This is a genomic window from Clostridium estertheticum subsp. estertheticum, assembly GCF_001877035.1.
Taxonomy (GTDB): Bacteria; Bacillota; Clostridia; order Clostridiales; family Clostridiaceae; genus Clostridium_AD; species Clostridium_AD estertheticum.
In genome coordinates, this window is record NZ_CP015756.1 from 1,690,097 (window position 1) to 1,709,080 (window position 18,984).

Genomic DNA, 18,984 nt, shown 5'->3' on the forward strand with positions numbered 1-18,984 from the left:
TAGAGTAGAAGAATTTGGGTTGAAAAGCTCCAAGATGTATACCTGATTACATTGTTAAAGTGGAACGTAGTGATTGGATTATGCTTATTAGGTGATATAAATAAAAAACATCACTCAATATTATAAGGTAAACTAATGTTTTAAGATGACTCAAATCGATGAAGGTTAATTTTATATATGATAACTGTAAGTACATACTATAAAGCAAATGGTGGAATTGAAGGAAGTAAGAGGTTCTAAATTTAACCGAATTTCAAACAAGCATGGAGAAGGCGCATATCAAGCCTTCTTTTTTTATTTATTAAATTTATACAAGTAAGCGATGGAACAAACACCGTAATGTAAATTAACCTCCCATTTGATATACTTTTATAAAGTAGTCGATGGGAGGTTTTATTTTGAGATCCACAGCTGAAGATCAGCTTCTCTGGGAGCAAATAATTAATGAAAGAACTAAAAGCGGAATGTCAGTTTCAAAATGGTGTAAATACAATGAAATTAGTAAAGGTAAATATCATTATTGGAATCATAAAATAAGTAAAAAGCAAAATCCGAATAACGAAATGACATTTGCTGAAATCACTCCAATCATTTCAAATGCCGATTAGGCAATACTAGCTTCAGATAAGTTGGATGATTTTCAGATATTTTTCAAGAGTATACAGGTAACAATTCCAAGCAATTTCAATCAGACTCCTTTAGCAGGACTAATGAAAGTCCTGAATGAACTATGATAAAGCATATAGCCGATGAGGCTGAACATATCTATATTGCGCTTGGTGCAACAGATTCCCGTAAACAACACAATGGACTTTCTGCATTGGTTTCATTGAAATTCAAACTTGATCCTTACTCCTGTAAAAGTGTTTTCTTATTTTGTAATAAACGACATAATTCACTCAGGGCATTACGCTGGGATCGAAATGGCTTTATTCTAGTTACAAAATTTCTTTCTGATGATATGAAATTTCAGTGGCCAAAAAATCAAGGGGAAATAAGAGATATAACAAAACGTCAAATGGAATGGCTTTTGGAGGGGCTACAAATTGATCAAAAAAAGGTACATAGAGAAAACATTAATACTGAAAATATGAGCTTTTAATATCAGCCTAAAGCTAGTGAAATAGGCGTTCTTCTGGTATAATATAAGTAGTAGATTAACCAGAAGGGAGCCTTTAAAATGCAGTTTTTAAATGAAAAAGATCAATGTATTAGACAACTCGAAAATGAAAATAGAACGCTGCAGGAAAAGGTGGATTTACTGGAACGTAATGTTGAAGTTCTCACTCAAGTGAACTGCTCCCTGTCAAGTAGACAGTCGAAATAATAAAAATTACTCAGACGGCTAACGCCCTAAATTCCAGAGGACTAAGGCTGTTTAACTTTTTCTGTAATCTTTTAGTATTGTAGAAAGTAAGGTATTTATCAATTGCATTAGAGAGTTCATCATATGAACTATATTTGTGTAAGTAGTACTCTTCACACTTAAGAATGCCCCAAAAGCCTTCCATAGGACCGTTGTCGATACATTTTCCAACTCGTGACATACTTTGTGTCATTCCTGCAGCATCCAGTTTTTCCTTAAATTCATTGGAGGTATATTGGTAACCTCGATCACTATGAATCATTGGGCTTTCGCCAGGAGAGGCATTTAGGACTATATCTAAATTTTTAAACACAAGGCGGTTATTGTTAGAATGTCCAAATACATATCCTACAATAGAGTTGTCATATAGATCCAATATGGCACTTAGATAGGCTTTACTGGAATTACCGTACTTGAATTCAGTAACATCTGTAAGCCACTTTTGATTTAATTTATCAGCGGTGAATTTTCGATTCAAAATGTTCTCTGTAACTTGCTGTGGATTAGATTTGACGTAACGTTTCTTTTTTCTACGGATAACAGCTTGTAACCCTGAGAGCCTCATAAGTCTATAAATACGTTTATAGTTATAATTTTTCTTTAGCTTCCTATTCAAGTTCATGGTTATTCTTCTATAACCGTAAATTCCATTTACTTTATTATAAATCTTAATAATTTCTTTCATCAATATCTTATTTTCAGACTCTAAAACAGATCCTTCATGCGTTAACCACTTATAGTATGAAGACCGTGGAATCATTGCTAATTTACATAACAAAGAGATAGAAAATTTTTCTTTTTTATGAAGTTGTGAAATTATAATATACTTGTCCAATTGCCTTGTATGCCTTAAGTATGACTCCTTTCGAGTTCCTCCAATTTTTTTAGAAAAGCATTTTCCGCCCTCAATCTCTCATTTTCTACTTTTAATTTCTTCATTGAAAGTTTTGCTCTATCCTCAAGAGTTAGTTCCTCTTCAGGCTTTTTTCTGCCTCGCCTATCCTTTAATGCATTTTCACTACCGCCTTCATATTTCTTAACCCACTGATATACTTGCTCGTAGGATACGTTATAAGCATCAGCAGTTTGCTTATAGTCGTTATTTTGAGCAATACAATAATATACAATTTCAATTCTTTCTTTCAAAGAAGTAACTCTTCCATTTGTCATAGATTGGCTCATTCCCTTCGGTGTTGCCTTTATTTCTCTATGATCATTATACTTCTTTGTCCATCTTTGAAGTACCGATATGTTCGATATTTTATATTTATTTACAACTTCTCTCTGTGAAAATTCTCCTGATAAGTAGTCTTTTACAGCCAGTTTCTTTAGCTCCTTTGAATATCTTTTGAATGATTCCGATTCTTTTAATCTATCTATTCCATATTTACTATAGTTGTATCTCCAATTATATAAAGTTACTCTATTAATCTTATATTTTTTAGCAATCTCCTTCATTGTTCCAATTCCATTATCATACTCATTTAAAATTACATACTTTTCTTCTGTTGTATATTTAGTTCTTCTAGACATAAAAATACTCCCCTTTCTAGTAACAGATTTTTATTATTTAATCTGTCTACTTTATTGGGAGCATATCAAAGCGGTGTTACATGCAGCAAAACAGCGGTTTGAAGCATCAAGTGAGAAAACACCTCCGATATATGGGCAATGTTTCCTTTTTGGTGAACTAATTGATGGAATTTTTGATGAAACTGAAAATAAAGTTATAAATATTAAAGAACATAAGAGACCTATAAGGACAAAAGGTGACAGAGAAAAATTGATTAAAGCACTGCCACATGAGGTAATTGAATGTATACTTAATTCCGAAGAATCTATGTGTGGAATCTGCGGCAGTGAGCTTGATATAATTGAAAAGAAAAAAGTAAGATCTGAAATGGAATATATTCCAGCAAAACTAATAATGAAGGACTACGTCCAATATGTATATAAATGTGTTGATTGTGGAAAAAATGATACTAATCCATATGATTCAATAATTTGCGCACCTGTACCAGCAACTGTGCTAATGCACTCTTTCGCGTCGCCTTCATGTGTGGCATGGGTAATGTATAAAAAGTATATGATGTCAGTACCGCTGTATCGCCAGGAAAAAGACTTTAAAAGAATGGGCGTTGAGCTTAAGAGGGACATGACTGCAAACTGGGTAATACGCAGCTCTGAATATTGGCTGAATCCTATATATGAGAAGATGCACGAGCAATTGCTAAAATGCAGTGTTATCATGAGTGATGAAACAAGCTGGCAGGTAAATCACGAGGATGGAAAAAAGGCATCAAGCAAATCTTACATTTGGATACATAGAAGTGGCAACTGTGAAGGTCCTCCCATAATTTTATATAAATATACTAGTAGCCGTTCAGGTGATCATGCAAAGAAGTTCCTTGAAGGTTTTCGTAGTTATCACGTAAGTGATTATGCCGACATTTTATATTTTGCACTGGAACAATAGTTCTTGCAACACCTCCAGTACATAAATATAATAAATGTCGGCATTTCTTCAAGTTAATCCATAAAGCTTCTTAATAATTTCCTCGTCATCTTGATATTTAAATATCTCATTTGTAAATTAGAGTTATTAGAATTAATCAACGATGTTTCAAGTTGAGAATGTCCAAGCCATTGACTTACAAGGGGTAGTGGCATTCCTGCTTGATACAGATGCATTGCTCTAACCTGGCGAAAAAGATGTGGATGCAAATGTGGAATCTGTGGATTTTTAGCTTTAGCTAAATTTTCATATACATTCAGGAATCTTGCTACATTATCTGCTGACATTTGAAAATAAATACCACATCTTGTTATATAGAATAGAAATTTTTTATTGTCTTTTTCCTGATGAAATATGGATGAGTACCTTTTAAACATAGCAATTACTTCTTTAGAAATAGGTATTACTATAAACTTTCTTCCTTTTCCAACAATATTTATACAGCCAGTTTCACCTTGAATCTGTACATCGCCAAACTTTAAATCTAACATTTCTTGATTGCGACAACCACTGTCGTAAAGAAGTGCTATATAAAACTGATCTCTTACACCTGATATTTTTAAAATATTAGGGAGTTCTAAAATAAGCTTTACATCATCTACGGAAAGCATACCACTTATAAATCTCTCAGGAACTGGTGTTTTCTCTATTTGTTGAATCTTTGCATAAGTTTCATATGCTATTATATTTTCACCAATAAGATATTTACAGAATGCTCGTATGCTTATTAGTCGTAGATTTCTTGTTGTATAACTATTTATCCTATCGGATTTTAACCAATCTAAAAATTCAAGTATATTATTCACATTAAAGTCTTCTGTTCTTAACTCATAAAGGGCGATACTTTTTTTGCATTTTAAAAAGAGAATAAAAAGGTTTAAAGTATCTCTATAAGAATTAACTGTATTAGGACTTTTTGCTCTTATTTTAGGAAGGTATAGTGTAAGAAAAGATTTAATTTTTTTAAATAACTCTGGGTCCTTAATTTTCTTCATAAAACAACCTCCGGATAGATACAAGAAAATCTTTCCCAGTCAACGCCGGAACTTTTTGCTAACCTTTCTGGTAAAAAATGTATGTAATGCAATGCCGAGGTGAATTTTGTATGCCCCATATATGCACTAAGATATGAAACCATAGCCATAACATCTTTGCCTTCATTAATCCAACGCATCATTGTTCTTGTAGCATAATTGTTACGAAAATAGTATGGCCTAGGATTACCGTGTTTTACAAGGCCGCTGTTGCGTCAGCAAATCCGAAACTGGTTTCTCATCCAATATGTTGGGAAGCTACTTCCATCAGACTTTTCGAAGAAATATGTTCTTGGTTTCTTAAAAGAATCATATCTGCAACAAAGACTTATCAGGTCCTTAGACATTAGAATCCTTCTGTCTTTTTTTCTCTTTGACTGCCTTATATAGATTTCTCCTGTTTGCAAATTTACATCCTCAAATAGAAGTTTAAGGGGCTCTGATGGACGCATTCCACAGCAATACATCATCCTAAATAGAACTGGAACAATAAATTCTCTTTCAGGCGATTTGAAATGTGGATGTAGCGTATCAAAAGCTTCAAATAGCTTCTGTAATTCGGCATCTGTAAAAATGTATGGTGTATAGTGCACCCCTTTTACAGAATACTCTTCACCAGGAACAAAAGTATCTTTTCCAATGGCAGCCTGATACTTTGTGAATTTTCTAATTTGTGAAATAGCGTAATTATGAGTCGTATTTGTTTTGAAATGTTTTTGTTTAAGCAATGCCCAAGCATTTGCGCAATGGTTGTAATCGGTACTCCTTCTTTTGCCATCCAGCTTCCAAAGCTTCTTCTTAAACTATGAAAAGGAAGCTGAGCTAGTAAGGAGAATCTATAACGAATATCTCCAAGGTAAGAGTTATCAAAAAATAGCAGATGGACTTGTAAGGGATGGAATACCAATTATTACAGGAAATAATAAGTGGTGGGATTCTACGATTACTGGAATGCTAACAAATGAAAAATATTGTGGGACTATTCTACAGCAAAAAACTGTAACTATATATTATTTATCACATAAAGGAGTTAAAAATAATGGGATAGATGCTCAATATAGAATAGAAGATAATCATGAAGCTATAATTTCAAAAGAAGTATTTGAAAGGGTTCAAAATGAAAAGGAACGCAGGGCTTTAATGGTGGGAAATCTTGTAGGGGATAGAAAGAAATACTCTAGTAAATATCCTTTTAGTAGTAAGATAATTTGTGGAGACTGCGGAAGTATATTTAGAAGAAGAACTTGGAACAGTACAAATTCTTCAAAGAAAATAGTATGGCAATGTAAAACTTATATACAGAAAGGTAAGGATGTTTGTACTGCAAAGTCTGTTGACGAAAAAATATTAGAAAAAGCTTTTATAGATGTATTCAATAGACTTAAAGTTGATAATGAAGGATTTATTGGAACGCTAAGTAAAAATATAGAGAAGGAACTATCTCAAAGAGCCGAGAATACTGATTTAATTATAATTGAAAATGAGATTGAAGCTTCTAAAGAAGAATTAAAGGGGCTTGTAAAACTTCAAATTAAAGGGCAAATGGATGAAGAAGTTTATAATGAAGAATATGTAAGACTTTCAGGTGAACTTGAAAAGTTAAGACAGGAGAAGGGTAAGTCCGAAAAAGGTAATTTGAGTATTGAGCAATATAAGCAGAGAGTAATTGAAATCATAAAAGTTATAAATGAGCAGGAAGGCTTACTCTCAGAATTTGATGAAAATATATTTAATGCGTTGGTTGAGAAGATAGAAATTCTTCAGCCAACGCATTTTGTTTTTGTGTTGAAGAATGGGATGAGGGTGGAAGAAAAAATATAAAGTATCTGTAAGGGGCAACGAACTTCATACAGAGTTTGATGTTGGATTGTCTGTAGCCTTAACAAATAAGGTAATTATAAAATCACCTAAGCATTTTAATTTTGTATTTGAGAGTGGTATTGAGATGTAGGTGGAGATATAGTACTTTAAAAAGCTTAATATATAAAAATATAATAAATAATATGCTGCTTTATCAAAAAAAGATTACTGAAGAAAGATAGCTGACTTTAAGATTGTTATACAAAAGATATATAACACACATCTCGTACCCTCAATTGCGAAATCTTGATTCTATAAGAAGTTAAAGGCACATTGAAATTTTAAATAATTTTACACTAGCATGTAATTTCAACGGTTTCAGGTCAAGGGTGCGAAACGTGGGATATAAAATGTTGAAGTCTTGATTATAGTCCGTATATGTAGAAACTTGGAATCAAATGAAGTATAATAATGGTAAAGTAATTAATTTGTAAGTAGAATTTTTATACCTAAGATTCTTAATATTATAGGTGAGAGACATAGAGCTAAGACATAAACAGCATAGGAATGTGAAAGTTTGTTATAAAAGGGGGATATTTAGTGGGGAATTATATAATGGAAAAAATACAGCCGTTTGCTGACGACAACAGAAGAATATTTGCCAAGCTTTATATTGACAGTAGTTGGTTTGAAGAATTATCATTACATTTACCCAATGATTTGTTATTTGAAGCATTTCAATCAGGTATAGATATGATTATGGAATCAGGTGAACTTGAATACTTAATTGATTTAGTTGAAGATATTATTTCAGATATACCATTTTTCCCTTTTGAGTTAAACTTTTCGCTGATAAATGAAGGTGTGGTTGAATTAGATAGTATTTTCAGTGAATCTAATGAAAAAAATAAAAATAATACTTATAAACCTTATTTTTATGAGTTCTCTGGTTATTGCGAATCTTGGAGTGATTTAAAAAAATTACTTTTATATTATAGAAAAAGTGATTATGGATATTTTACATGTTTTTTAGACTTCTCAGAAGAATCTAATTATGATAATATGATAGCTGTTGTTGATGGTAATGTTCTATTTAGTGCTAGTCCCATTGAAGAAAAATCAGGGAAATTAGTGGTTGTACATAATTCTTCTAAGATTGATCCTAAGTTTATGCCTATACTTGATGATAGCATTTATAAATGTGTAACTAACCCTGTTAATGAATCTAGAAAAAATATTCTTAAGGATGCAATAGATAGTTTGAAAATGTCATTTGAACCTAAAAATGCAATAATCTATAATGTAGGACAAGGAAACAATGTTTCCATAGAATTGAAGGGGGAAAAACATGTATTTTTTGATATTGGATTAACAAAGTCTGGATTAGAACGAAATCAATCTGAAACGAAAGCAGCTATTAAGGAATTTAATAAAATAAATCCAGAGATTGTTATATTATCACATTGGGATATGGATCATATATTAGGAGTAGCTTATGCTAACAATAGTATTTATGATGCTGTGTGGATAGTTCCTGATCTATGGGGATTAATGAAATATACATATAAAAGAAAAGGCGTTTTAAAATTCAAATATGTTTCTGATTCAGCAAAACGACTATTAAAATATTTGGATTTCAAAAATGCTGGAAAATTATTTATTATTGATGAAAGTTGGACAAATAGCTGTATATATAGTAGTAAAAATGAAAATATGTGTATATGGACTGGGAGCAGACAAAATGCTAACGGGATAAATGGAGCAAAAGAACCTTATAATATTAACGAAGCTAATAATTTCGGATTAATTATGACTTTTAGAAATAAGAAGAAACTTCTTCTGTCAGGAGATTGTGAATACAGTATTATGCCTAGTGATATTTGGGAAGAAGAATATGAGTATTTATTAGCCTCTCATCATTGTTCTAAGATGAGCAAAATACCTCTAGCTAAAGCAGCATCTAATAAAAAAGCAATTTTGTCATATGGAGTGGCAAATAATTATGGACATCCTAATAAGCAACATATACGAGAGTTGTCTAATATTGGTTATGAAATTAACACAACATTAGGTCATAGACATATCCGATGTAATTTAAAATAGTTATGTAATTTCTTTATATTTTTTGTTGTGAATTAGTATAAAGAAGGTGTAATACTCAGTTAGAATCTTATTTATGATAGTTAAAAACTAAGGGGTGATAAAGTGATTCGTAAAAAGATAAGTAATGATTTTAAAAGCAATAATGTTATCCAAGATATAGATGTAATAAAAGGCTATTTTGAAAAAAAGAATGCAATTTGTAGTGTAAATGATGATTTGACTTATCAATATTTATATACCGACAAGCTTAGAGACAAGGAAATATCTATATCATGTAGTTTTAGTATGAAAGAAATACAAGCACAGATTGAGCTTACTGTTGATGTTAATGAAGAGGATTCTATTTACGAAGTAGATGGGCTATTAGATAGAATATTTGCAGATATAATGAAAATATTATTTGGGGGAGAGAATAGATATGTTATTAGAGTTTATGGTAGATATTATCTTAATAAACCTCTTGATTTAAACGATACATTTAAGTGGAAAAATAACATAAATTTGATTTCTTATACTGTTCAAAATAGGGATTCAGTATATAACGTAGATGATGTAACTGTATGCCCTAAAGAACAGGTTTTATATTGTGATATTGAAGTTAATTCATATAATTTGTCAGCTGCACGATCTATGGCGTATAATTTGTTTTTAGAATTTATATCTTTACTATCTGTATTATTAGATTTGGGAATTGAACCATACACAACAAAAGAAAACATCTTATTATTGGATGAAAAAACAGATTATAATAAGTATAATTTCTCAGGAACTATTGGAAGCAATGGGATTGATGATACTGAATTAAACCTATTAGTTTTTGATAATATGAATGGCTTAATAGCAATTAATGAAAAGGGAGAAATGGTTCTAAATAATTATTTAAATATAAGTGCGAATAATGTTGTTATCACTCAGACATCATATAATGAAGTATTAGAAAGAATTTTTAAAGATAGAGAATTTAAAAAGCAAAAAAAACAATACAAACGTGAATCTATAAGTAATGAAATAATTTTTTATAATTCATCCCCAGAAATTGTTTCCGAACACTGTAGCTTTTTTAGAAAAGTGGTTATTTTTGAAAAAGAACATGATAAACAATATAATTACTTCTACAATGCGTGTAAACTTTATAATTATGCCCACTGTGGAGGTGCAAATAATCCCACAGCTATGATATCGTATTTTATCGCGTCTATCGAAGCGTTATCAAAATCAGAAAACACAGAGAGCTACCTTAAAGAAGTTAATAGTGATATGGATAAGTTCACTAGGTTTTGCAAAAAATATTCTTTAACAAGTGATTTTGATGACAAATTTATAAAATACATATATGGGAAAATTAGATCTGGACATTTTCATTCTGGGGAATCTCATTTTTTTGAATATGATTGTAATTTTAATCTATGTTTTGATAATGACTTTTTTAAAATGAGAGATATATTTTTAAGGGCAAGGAATGAGTTAAGAAAAGTTATTATTAATTGGATAAGATTAAATATATTACAATGATATGATTAAACCACAATAAGCAGGAATCTGTTTCCAGTACACAATATATAGTGCTTATATTCTTTGTTAAACAACTATATATTATGTGTTTTTGATGAGTTTCTAAAATTTGCATAGTTTCTTTCTAAAATATACTTCTGCAAAGGCTCCATGAGGTTCTTGTGGTATCATTTTTATCTACTCAAGGTACCATGGGAAATGTGAGAATTGATGTAACTCAATATAGCAGATGGCTTGTCTCAACCCACGGAGTGTACAAAACGAATATAACTGAATAACGTGGTAATTTATATTTCTTTTAAGCAATCAAGGCACGTTGAGTGCGTTTCGAGGATAGAGAGTAAATAGGCTGGTACCAAAGGGTTTAGAGTTTTGGTAGAAATTGAAGTGTGTTTTATGTTCCCTCAGGCGAGAGTTTGGGGGGATTTTCAATTTAGGGGGTCATCCTAGGGATTAGAATTTGATGGTGTTTTGCGTTAAAGTATAGGTATTGCAAGATTGTATAGGAAAGTGGAGAAAACGCCCCCTCAAAATTTGGAAATAGGTTATTTTGATTTGTAGAAAAATAGAGTATGAGTAGTATAATTGTGATTGTGTTGGTTTATACTGGTGCAATTAATTAGTTAATATAATTGTAATCTTATTAAAGTGTCAGGCAATTTAGTAAGGAATATTTTCAAAGTGTGTTGGCATAGAACAGATAAGTATTATTGATATATAAAGTTCAATCTTGATATAAAATATTGTAATTTCTTATTGTAAGAAAACACCAAAACGCTAATTGACTAAGACAATTTTATGAGTTAGAATAATACAATTGACTAAGACAATAAATAGGAACTCTAAAGGGTAGTGATGGAATTGGTAGGTTTAGAATACATTCTTGAACTTTATAATATGCAACATATAGAATTGGTTCAGAGGTTATAAATAAAAAAACAAAACATAAATATGTGGATGAAAGGAAAACGAAATATTCCTAAAAAATATTTACCTGTTCTTGAAGAAATATTTAATGTTGGTGCCTAAAGAATTTGATGAAATAGAAAAAGTAAAAATACAGAAAAAAATTAAATAGAGACTTACACCTACCATCAAAATTCATAAAAATATTTTAAACAATGGAGCTCGAAACTTTAAAGAAGGACCAGTTTATGATAAGAAGAAATAAATATAATGGAAAGAACCATTGTAAAAGCTGGACTTACTCAAAGATTCAAAGATTATTTACAATTGGTTGATAAACATGATTTTATAGGCAGTTATAGAATTATTGTTGAACTTCTTGAACAAGCAGTAGCAGAAATAATGCTACACAAAATACTTCAAGGTTTAGTACACTATTTAAATGTTTTACGTGGAGATATTACAATAGAGGAAGGCTAAGGAGGGTTTGAGTCAGCACTTTTTGAAGTGCTAGATGATCATAATTATTAAGAAGGAGAGCGGTAAAATGGAAAGTACAGCAAATATTGGATTTGAAGAAATGCTGTGGAAAGCAGCAGATAAACTAAGAGGGAGTATGGATGCAGCTGAATATAAGCATGTGGTACTAGGATTAATATTCCTTAGGTATATATCAGATAAATTTGAAACAAAATATAATGACCTCGTTGCTGAGGGAGAAGGTTTTGAAGAAGAACTGGATGAATATTTGGCTGAAAATATCTTTTGGGTGCCCAAAGAAGCCAGATGGATCTTTATAAAAAACAAAGCTAAAGATACTAAAATTGGTCAAATAATTGATGACGCCATGATATTAATAGAAAAAGAAAATAAAACTCTTAAAAATGTATTAGAAAAGAGATATGCAAGACCAGAGATTGATAAAAGAAGACTTGGCGAACTAATTGATGAGATTTCAAAAATTCAAATGCATAATAATAATAATAATAATAAAGAAACTGATTTGATTGGACGTGTATACGAATATTTCTTAGGAAAATTTGCAGATGCTGAAGGAAAAGGTGGCGGCGAGTTTTATACTCCTACATCAGTAGTTAAAACACTTGTAGGCATGATAGAACCTTTTAGAGGTCGTGTATATGACCCTTGTTGTGGTTCTGGTGGTATGTTTGTTCAAAGTGAAAAGTTTGTTGAAGAAAATCAAGGCAAGTTAACAGATATTGCTATTTATGGACAAGAACTCAATGCAACTACATGGAAACTTTGTAAAATGAATTTAGCTATTCGTGGACTTGAATGTAATATAGGTGCAAGTCATGATGATACATTCCACAATGACCTACATAAAAACCTGAAAGCAGATTATATTTTAGCAAATCCACCGTTTAATATAAGCGATTGGGGTGGTGAACAATTAACTGATGATGTGCGATGGGCTTATGGTATTCCCCCAGCTGGAAACGCTAACTATGCGTGGCTTCAACATATAATTTATCACTTATCACCAAATGGTGTAGCTGGGATTGTCCTTGCAAACGGTTCATTAAGTTCGAACACTTCAAACGAAGGTGAAATTAGAAAGAATTTGCTTGAAGCCGATTTAGTAGATTGTATAGTAACTATGCCAGATAAGCTGTTCTATTCTACAGGAATTCCAGTATCATTATGGATTTTAAATAGAAATAAAAAAGGTGATAAAAAACGCAGAAACCGTGGAAGTGAAATTTTGTTTATAGATGCAAGGCAACTTGGAGAAATGATCGATAGAAGACATAGAGAGTTATCTAATGAAGATATAAATAAAGTCTCAGAGATATACCATAATTGGAGAAATATTGACGGAAATTATGAAGATGTAAAAGGCTTATGTAATTCAGCGAAATTAGATAAGGTAAAAGAATATGAATATGTCTTAATTCCTGGAAGGTATGTTGGGATAGAAGAAGTTGAAGATGATGGAATTCCATTTGAGGATAAGATGGAAAATATGACTGTAGAACTGGCTGAATTATTTGCAAAGTCAGGGCATTTAGAAGAAGAGATTAGAAAGAATCTAGGGGGTCTTGGATATGAGTTTTAGCCAATTTAAAAAAGAAAGGTTATGTAATATAAGTGAGGTAATTACTAGAGGAGTAACCCCTTCATATACTGAAGAAGAAGGAGTAATTGTAATTAATCAAAAATGCATCAGAGATAATAGAGTTGATTTAAGTCTAGGAAGGTTAACTGATGTAAAAAAGAAAAAAATTCCGGATCATAAATATCTAAATAGATATGATATTTTAATAAATTCCACTGGAGTTGGGACACTTGGTAGAGTAGCTCAAATTAAGGAAATAAATCAGCCTATAACTGTTGATTCTCATGTTACTATAGTTCGTCCAAATAATATTGTTGATCCTAGATTTCTGGGGTACAATTTATTTATGCAACAGTCAAATATTGAGAGATTAGCAGAAGGTTCAACTGGACAAACTGAATTATCTAGAGTTAGGCTTGGAGAAATAATTGAGGTAGTACTGCCTCCACTTAATGAACAAAAAGCCATTGTACACATACTCTCAACCCTAGATAAAAAAGTTGAAGTTAACAATCAAATTAATAAAACGCTTGAAGTTATGGCACAGGGCATCTTCAAACAATGGTTTGTAGATTTCGAATTCCCTAACGAGAATGGAGAGCCTTATAAATCTAGCGGTGGTGAAATGGTTGCAAGTGAACTTGGGATGATTCCTAAGGCATGGGAAGTTAAATCACTTGAAGAATCGTGTGATGAGATAGTAAGAGGGTTTACTTCGAAGTATATTGAAAAAGGAAAGATCAAAAATTTAAATCAAAAAGTAAATAAAGGAGAATTTTTAGAAAAACAATACTTTAAATATTTAAGGGAAGATATCGAAATACCTGAAAATAAATATGCAAGGAAATATGATATTTTATTAAATTCATTGGGGCAAGGAACTTTAGGCAGGATACATTTTTATGTTGAAGGTGAACAGAATATCGTTGTGGACCAACACATAACTATTATAAGACCTAATAACGAAATTGCAAAAGATTCATATGTATATCAATTGCTTATAACCTCTGCTTATAAAGGTATAGTTGATAATCTTATTACAGGATTCACAGGCATGTTGATGCTTAATATTTCTAAAGTGAGAGAATTAAAAATGGCCTTACCACAATTAGACTTGCAGGAAAATTACAATATAATAGTAAAATCCTTGTATGATGAAAAAGCTCTTTTTTTGAAAGAAAATGAAATATTAAAAAATATTAGAGATGCTCTTCTCTCTAGACTTATGTCAGGTGAGACAAGAATAATGATAGATAATTAATGGTTACAAAAAAGGGGGATATGCCATTGAGATTATTACAAACATTCACAGAGGATCTACTTGAAGAAGCTGCCATAGAGATTTTAAGCGAACTTGGATATGAGCATAAATTTGGGCCAGATATTGACCATGATGGAGAGTCGTTAGAACGTAATGACTATAAAGATGTTATTCTTGAAAATAGGGTAAGAGAAGCACTTTATAGAATTAATAAAGACATTCCAATAGAGGCTCTTGAAGATGCATTTAGACAATTGATTACTTTTAATAGTCCTTCTTTAGTTGAAAATAATCACTATTTGCATAGATTACTTACAGAGGGAATAGAAGTTTCTTTTAAAGAGAAAGAACTTATTAGAACCAAGAGAGTTTTTATTATAGATTTTGAAGATAAAAGTAATAATAATTTTTTAGTGGTGAACCAATTGGCCATAGAAGGTAATGAAAATAGAAGACCTGACATTATTTTGTTTATCAACGGGTTACCACTTGTTATAGTTGAATTAAAATCATCATCAGATGAAAATGTTGGAATAGAGAGTGCTTATAATCAGATACAAACTTATAAAAAAGATATTGAAAGTTTATTTAATTACAATGCTTTTTGTATCATTTCGGATGGTATCAATGCTAAAGCAGGAACACTTACATCTAATCTTGAGCGTTATATGAATTGGAGAAGTGAAGATGGGGTGAATATTGCACCTTTAACAATGCCTCAGTATGAAACTCTATTTAGAGGAATTCTAGTAAAGACAAGAATATTAGATATTGTTTTTAACTTCATTCTTTTTCAAGAATCTAAATCGGATGATTATAATAAAAAAGGTGAAAAAATAGGAGATAAGAAAACAGTCATTAAAATTTTCGCAGCTTACCAGCAATATTTTGCTGTTGAAAAAGCCGTACAAAAAACCAAATTAGCAATTGCTGAAAAAGGAGACCGGAAAATAGGGGTTATTTGGCACACTCAAGGTTCAGGTAAAAGCTTTTCAATGGTATTTTATACGGCAAGGCTTGTAAAAGAATTGAATAATCCGACTATAATTGTCATTACTGATAGAAATGATTTAGATGATCAGCTCTATACAACTTTTGTTAAATCAAAAGAAATACTTCGACAAGAACCAAAACAAGCTAATATTAGAAAACTTACAGTAGAACAAAAGTTAGCCCAGACAAAGGATAATTCAAAAGAAGTTAATGGGCTTTATGATCTTTTAAATGAGAGAGAATCTGGGGGCATTATTTTTACAACTATTCAAAAGTTTAAGCCAAAAGCAGGCGAAATGCCAGTTTTGACGGCTAGAAAAAATGTGATTATTATCGCTGATGAAGCCCATAGAAGTCAGTATGGATTAGATGCTAAAACGGATATGAAAACAGGTGATATAAAATTTGGTTATGCAAAGTATATGAGGGATGCTCTACCTAATGCATCTTATATTGGATTTACGGGTATACCTATTGAATTCGAGGACAAGTCCACACCAGCAGTATTTGGGGATTACATAGATATATATGATATGACAAGAGCTGTTGAAGATAAGGCGACGGTTAAGATATATTATGAAAATAGGATCATTAAACTTGAGGCAGATGAAGATATTTTAAAAGAGATAGATGATGAATTTGAAGAAATTACTGAAGGACAAGAAGAGTTTGATAAGGAGAAAAATAAAGCGAAATGGTCTTGTATTGAAGCTATTGTGGGATCCCCAAATCGTATAAAAAAATTAGCAGAAGATCTTGTGAATCATTATGAAACTAAGGCAGAGGTTATGGATGGTAAGGCTATGGTTGTTTGTATGAGTAGAAAGATTTGTGTGGATTTATATGATGCAATTACGGCCATAAGACCTGATTGGCATAGTGAGGATCTGGATAAAGGAAAAATAAAAGTTGTTATGACAGGTAGTGCAGCTGATAAAGAGAAAATTCAAAAGCACGTAGCTGGCAAACAAAGAAGAGATACCCTAGCTAATCGTATGAAAGATAATAATGATGAATTAAAAATTGTTATTGTGCGTGATATGTGGCTTACTGGTTTTGACGTACCATCAATGCATACCATGTATATTGATAAGCCTATGAAAGGACACAACTTAATGCAGGCTATAGCAAGAGTTAATCGTGTTTTTAAAGATAAAGAAGGCGGTGTAGTAGTTGACTACATCGGTATATTAGAGAGTTTAAAAAGAGCACTTAATGAATATACAGATAGCGATAAGAAAGGTACTGGTATAGATACATCAGCAGCAATTGCTATTATGCTTGAAAAACTTGAAGTATTAAGAGGAATGTTTCATGGGTTAGATTACTCAGATTATATGGGGAAATCCCAAGTAAAACGTATTAGAGCTATTACGGCTGGAATGGATTTTGTATTATCTAAAAATGAAAAAGAACAAAAGGATTTCAAACAATTTGCAACAGAGTTAGGGAAAGCGCATGGATTATGTGCTGCTTCTGAAGACGGCAAAGCTATTGCGCTTGAAGTCAGCTATTTTAAGTCAGTGAAAGCAAGTTTGGTTAAATTAGATATAAAAGGGGAGACCCCTTTTTCTAGAACAAAAATAGAACAAAGAATTAATCAAATGTTAGAAAGAACGATTATTTCAGAAGAAGTTATCGATGTATTTGAAGCAATGGGAATGACAAGACCGGATATATCTATTTTATCAGAAGAATTTTTAGAAGAGGTTAAATCACTAAAAACGAAAAATCTTGCCCTTGAAATGCTTAAGAAACTTCTTGAAGGTGAGATTAAGACTATGGAAAGAAGCAATTTAGTTAAATCTGAACTATTTTCGGAAAAATTAAAAAGGGCACTGAATAAATATAGAAATCAGGCAATTACAAATGCAGAAGTAATTGAAGAACTCATTCGTATGGCTAAAGAAATAAAAGTAATGCATCAAGAAGAAAAAAAACTTGGATTAAATAAAGAGGAGATAGCGTTTTATTACGCATTATCTAAAGAAGAAATAGTAAGAGAACTAATGGATGATGATACACTTAAAAAAATAGCTCAACAACTTACAGATGCAATTAGAAGAAATATTACAATAGATTTTAATGTAAGAACACAGTCACAAGCCACTATGCGAACAATAATTAGAAGACTTCTTAAAAAATATGATTATCCACCAGAACAAGCAAAAGAAGCTCTTAAGGTTGTTATGAAGCAAGTAGAATTAATGTGTAGTAGCGAAGCGCAGTTAGTTGGTGATAACAATGAGTGAAAATGCAAATTTGAGTTATGATGATTTAGAACCATTTAATGCATATGTTGATGAGGAAGGTTTAATAGACATACAAGGAATTAAATTCAAGCCAAGTCAAATATTATATACGATGGATGAGATAGCATATAAAGGAGCTTATGAGGAATATAAAAGTACTATGTTTCAAGAAAATGTTAGTACTATTTATTCAGAGTTTCCTTCTCATATTGCTGTAAGTTTTAGGAAACTTTACAATGGAAATAATATAGCTGCAAGAGAGCGGTTGGATTTTATAATTGACTGTTCAGAATCAATTATAAATTTCTTGTTCTTTTTAATTATTAGTGAGTTAAGATCTAGAAGAGTCAACATCAATGGTTTACAATATAGAAATACAGATGATATTCAAAATCCTGATTATAAAAAAATTAAATCAAAGGATTTTTTTACAGATACATTTAAACTTAAAATAAGAATACTTCAATCACTAATTGAAAGCAGCTATCTAGAAAATAATAACTGCCATTCAAAGCAGTTAAATTCCAATGTTTTAGACGCGCTAATTGAACTAAACCAAGTAAGAAATGATGTAAGTCATTCAGGGACAATGTCTAGTGAGCAGTATGAGACAAAGTTTCAATTTGCATATGATTTATTGAATACAATACTACCAGATTTAATGTTTTTAAAGGATTGTAAAATACTTAAGTTCATTAAATATGAAAATGATAACGTGCTTTGTACTGCTTATGAAGGTGATTCTTCCGTTCAAAAAACTACGGCTTTTAAATTGGATAATCACAATTTAACTAACGTTTTACGATTTGGGAATGATATACTATTTGTGAGATGGGATGATTTATTTATTAAATTAACACCTTACTTACATTTCAAAACTGAATATGAAGGACATGATTCTATAATTTGTACTTTTAAAAGATTATCTGGAGGTAATTTTATTTTTGAACATTCAAAAACTAAATCAGAAATAAAATTTGATGAATTAAAAGGGACTTTTGATATAGAAAGAAATGATGTTACTAGTATTATTAATGCATAGTGATTACAAAACAATGAATTTATAATTATTGTTTTAATAGAGAGGATAGATGGGTATGGCAGATATAAAATTTGAAATTAAACAAACTGTAGGGGTTATATCAGAATCTGCAACTTGGGT

The 18,984-nt window shown here is 31.2% G+C and carries 15 protein-coding genes and 1 pseudogene; 11 read left to right on the forward strand and 5 right to left on the reverse strand.

The features are described 5' to 3' along the window. Nucleotides 1-398: 398 nt before the first annotated feature. Both tnpA and tnpB read left to right on the forward strand, forming a co-directional pair. A complete protein-coding gene (gene tnpA / locus A7L45_RS23740; protein WP_224616721.1) occupies nucleotides 399-608 on the forward strand; it encodes an IS66 family insertion sequence element accessory protein TnpA in 210 nt (69 codons plus the stop codon). 122 nt (nucleotides 609-730) lie between these two features. Further along, nucleotides 731-1,102: an IS66 family insertion sequence element accessory protein TnpB gene (gene tnpB / locus A7L45_RS07865; protein ID WP_071612267.1), complete on the forward strand. Its 372-nt coding sequence runs from the start codon at nucleotides 731-733 to the stop codon at nucleotides 1,100-1,102. A 235-nt stretch (nucleotides 1,103-1,337) separates the two neighbouring features. Here tnpB and A7L45_RS24260 read toward each other — a convergent pair. Then, nucleotides 1,338-2,899, reverse strand: a protein-coding gene (locus A7L45_RS24260; protein ID WP_396022434.1) for an IS3 family transposase whose coding sequence is annotated in 2 segments (ribosomal slippage) — nucleotides 1,338-2,242 and nucleotides 2,242-2,899 — 1,563 coding nt in all. Because the reading frame shifts where the segments join, the coding sequence is not laid out codon by codon here. 67 nt (nucleotides 2,900-2,966) lie between these two features. Between A7L45_RS24260 and A7L45_RS07880 the strand changes: the two are divergent. Next, a pseudogene (locus A7L45_RS07880) lies at nucleotides 2,967-3,806 on the forward strand (IS66 family transposase); the annotation flags it as partial. A gap of 89 nt (nucleotides 3,807-3,895) precedes the next feature. Here the strand turns inward: A7L45_RS07880 and A7L45_RS07885 are convergent. The 4 genes from A7L45_RS07885 to A7L45_RS24265 all read right to left on the reverse strand — a co-directional run bounded on the left by A7L45_RS07885 (nucleotide 3,896) and on the right by A7L45_RS24265 (nucleotide 5,795). Further along, a complete protein-coding gene (locus A7L45_RS07885) occupies nucleotides 3,896-4,876 on the reverse strand; it encodes a tyrosine-type recombinase/integrase (protein ID WP_071612269.1) in 981 nt (326 codons plus the stop codon). After that, on the reverse strand, nucleotides 4,873-5,058 hold the full coding sequence (locus A7L45_RS23480) for a site-specific integrase (protein WP_170288009.1): 186 nt from the start codon (nucleotides 5,056-5,058) through the stop codon (nucleotides 4,873-4,875). Before A7L45_RS23480 ends, A7L45_RS07885 begins: the two co-directional genes overlap by 4 nt. A gap of 72 nt (nucleotides 5,059-5,130) precedes the next feature. Then, a complete protein-coding gene (locus A7L45_RS07890; protein ID WP_169829579.1) occupies nucleotides 5,131-5,508 on the reverse strand; it encodes a tyrosine-type recombinase/integrase in 378 nt (125 codons plus the stop codon). Nucleotides 5,509-5,513: 5 nt separating this feature from the next. Further along, a complete protein-coding gene (locus tag A7L45_RS24265) occupies nucleotides 5,514-5,795 on the reverse strand; it encodes a tyrosine-type recombinase/integrase (RefSeq protein WP_420912639.1) in 282 nt (93 codons plus the stop codon). Here A7L45_RS24265 and A7L45_RS07900 point away from each other — a divergent pair. The 8 genes from A7L45_RS07900 to A7L45_RS07935 all read left to right on the forward strand — a co-directional run bounded on the left by A7L45_RS07900 (nucleotide 5,687) and on the right by A7L45_RS07935 (nucleotide 18,864). After that, a complete protein-coding gene (locus A7L45_RS07900) occupies nucleotides 5,687-6,736 on the forward strand; it encodes a recombinase family protein (RefSeq protein WP_071612271.1) in 1,050 nt (349 codons plus the stop codon). The genes A7L45_RS24265 and A7L45_RS07900 overlap by 109 nt on opposite strands. Nucleotides 6,737-7,315: 579 nt before the next feature. Next, nucleotides 7,316-8,818, forward strand: coding sequence for an MBL fold metallo-hydrolase (locus A7L45_RS07905; protein WP_224616718.1), 1,503 nt, complete (start codon nucleotides 7,316-7,318; stop codon nucleotides 8,816-8,818). 102 nt (nucleotides 8,819-8,920) lie between these two features. Further along, entirely contained in the window at nucleotides 8,921-10,330 is a 1,410-nt protein-coding gene (locus tag A7L45_RS07910; protein ID WP_071612272.1) for a hypothetical protein, read from the forward strand. A 1,176-nt stretch (nucleotides 10,331-11,506) separates the two neighbouring features. Then, a complete protein-coding gene (locus tag A7L45_RS23485) occupies nucleotides 11,507-11,716 on the forward strand; it encodes a hypothetical protein (protein ID WP_207647764.1) in 210 nt (69 codons plus the stop codon). Nucleotides 11,717-11,783: 67 nt separating this feature from the next. Continuing rightward, entirely contained in the window at nucleotides 11,784-13,316 is a 1,533-nt protein-coding gene (locus tag A7L45_RS07920) for a type I restriction-modification system subunit M (RefSeq protein WP_071612273.1), read from the forward strand. Further along, nucleotides 13,306-14,577: a restriction endonuclease subunit S gene (locus tag A7L45_RS07925; protein ID WP_071612274.1), complete on the forward strand. Its 1,272-nt coding sequence runs from the start codon at nucleotides 13,306-13,308 to the stop codon at nucleotides 14,575-14,577. Before A7L45_RS07920 ends, A7L45_RS07925 begins: the two co-directional genes overlap by 11 nt. Nucleotides 14,578-14,603: 26 nt before the next feature. Continuing rightward, a complete protein-coding gene (locus A7L45_RS07930; RefSeq protein WP_151553323.1) occupies nucleotides 14,604-17,822 on the forward strand; it encodes a type I restriction endonuclease subunit R in 3,219 nt (1,072 codons plus the stop codon). Continuing rightward, nucleotides 17,815-18,864, forward strand: a complete 1,050-nt coding sequence (locus A7L45_RS07935; protein ID WP_071612275.1) for a hypothetical protein — start codon at nucleotides 17,815-17,817, stop codon at nucleotides 18,862-18,864. The genes A7L45_RS07930 and A7L45_RS07935 overlap by 8 nt, the downstream gene beginning before the upstream one ends. Nucleotides 18,865-18,984 lie beyond the last annotated feature (120 nt).

Excerpts from the sequence above, each read along its gene's own strand:
- A7L45_RS07925 (WP_071612274.1), top strand. The coding sequence starts at position 13,306 with ATGAGTTTTAGCCAATTTAAAAAAGAAAGGTTATGTAATATAAGTGAG.
- A7L45_RS07885 (WP_071612269.1), bottom strand. The coding sequence starts at position 4,876 with ATGAAGAAAATTAAGGACCCAGAGTTATTTAAAAAAATTAAATCTTTT.
- A7L45_RS07935 (WP_071612275.1), top strand. The coding sequence starts at position 17,815 with ATGAGTGAAAATGCAAATTTGAGTTATGATGATTTAGAACCATTTAAT.
- A7L45_RS07920 (WP_071612273.1), top strand. The coding sequence starts at position 11,784 with ATGGAAAGTACAGCAAATATTGGATTTGAAGAAATGCTGTGGAAAGCA.
- A7L45_RS23485 (WP_207647764.1), top strand. The coding sequence starts at position 11,507 with ATGGAAAGAACCATTGTAAAAGCTGGACTTACTCAAAGATTCAAAGAT.
- tnpB (WP_071612267.1), top strand. The coding sequence starts at position 731 with ATGATAAAGCATATAGCCGATGAGGCTGAACATATCTATATTGCGCTT.
- A7L45_RS23480 (WP_170288009.1), bottom strand. The coding sequence starts at position 5,058 with ATGATGCGTTGGATTAATGAAGGCAAAGATGTTATGGCTATGGTTTCA.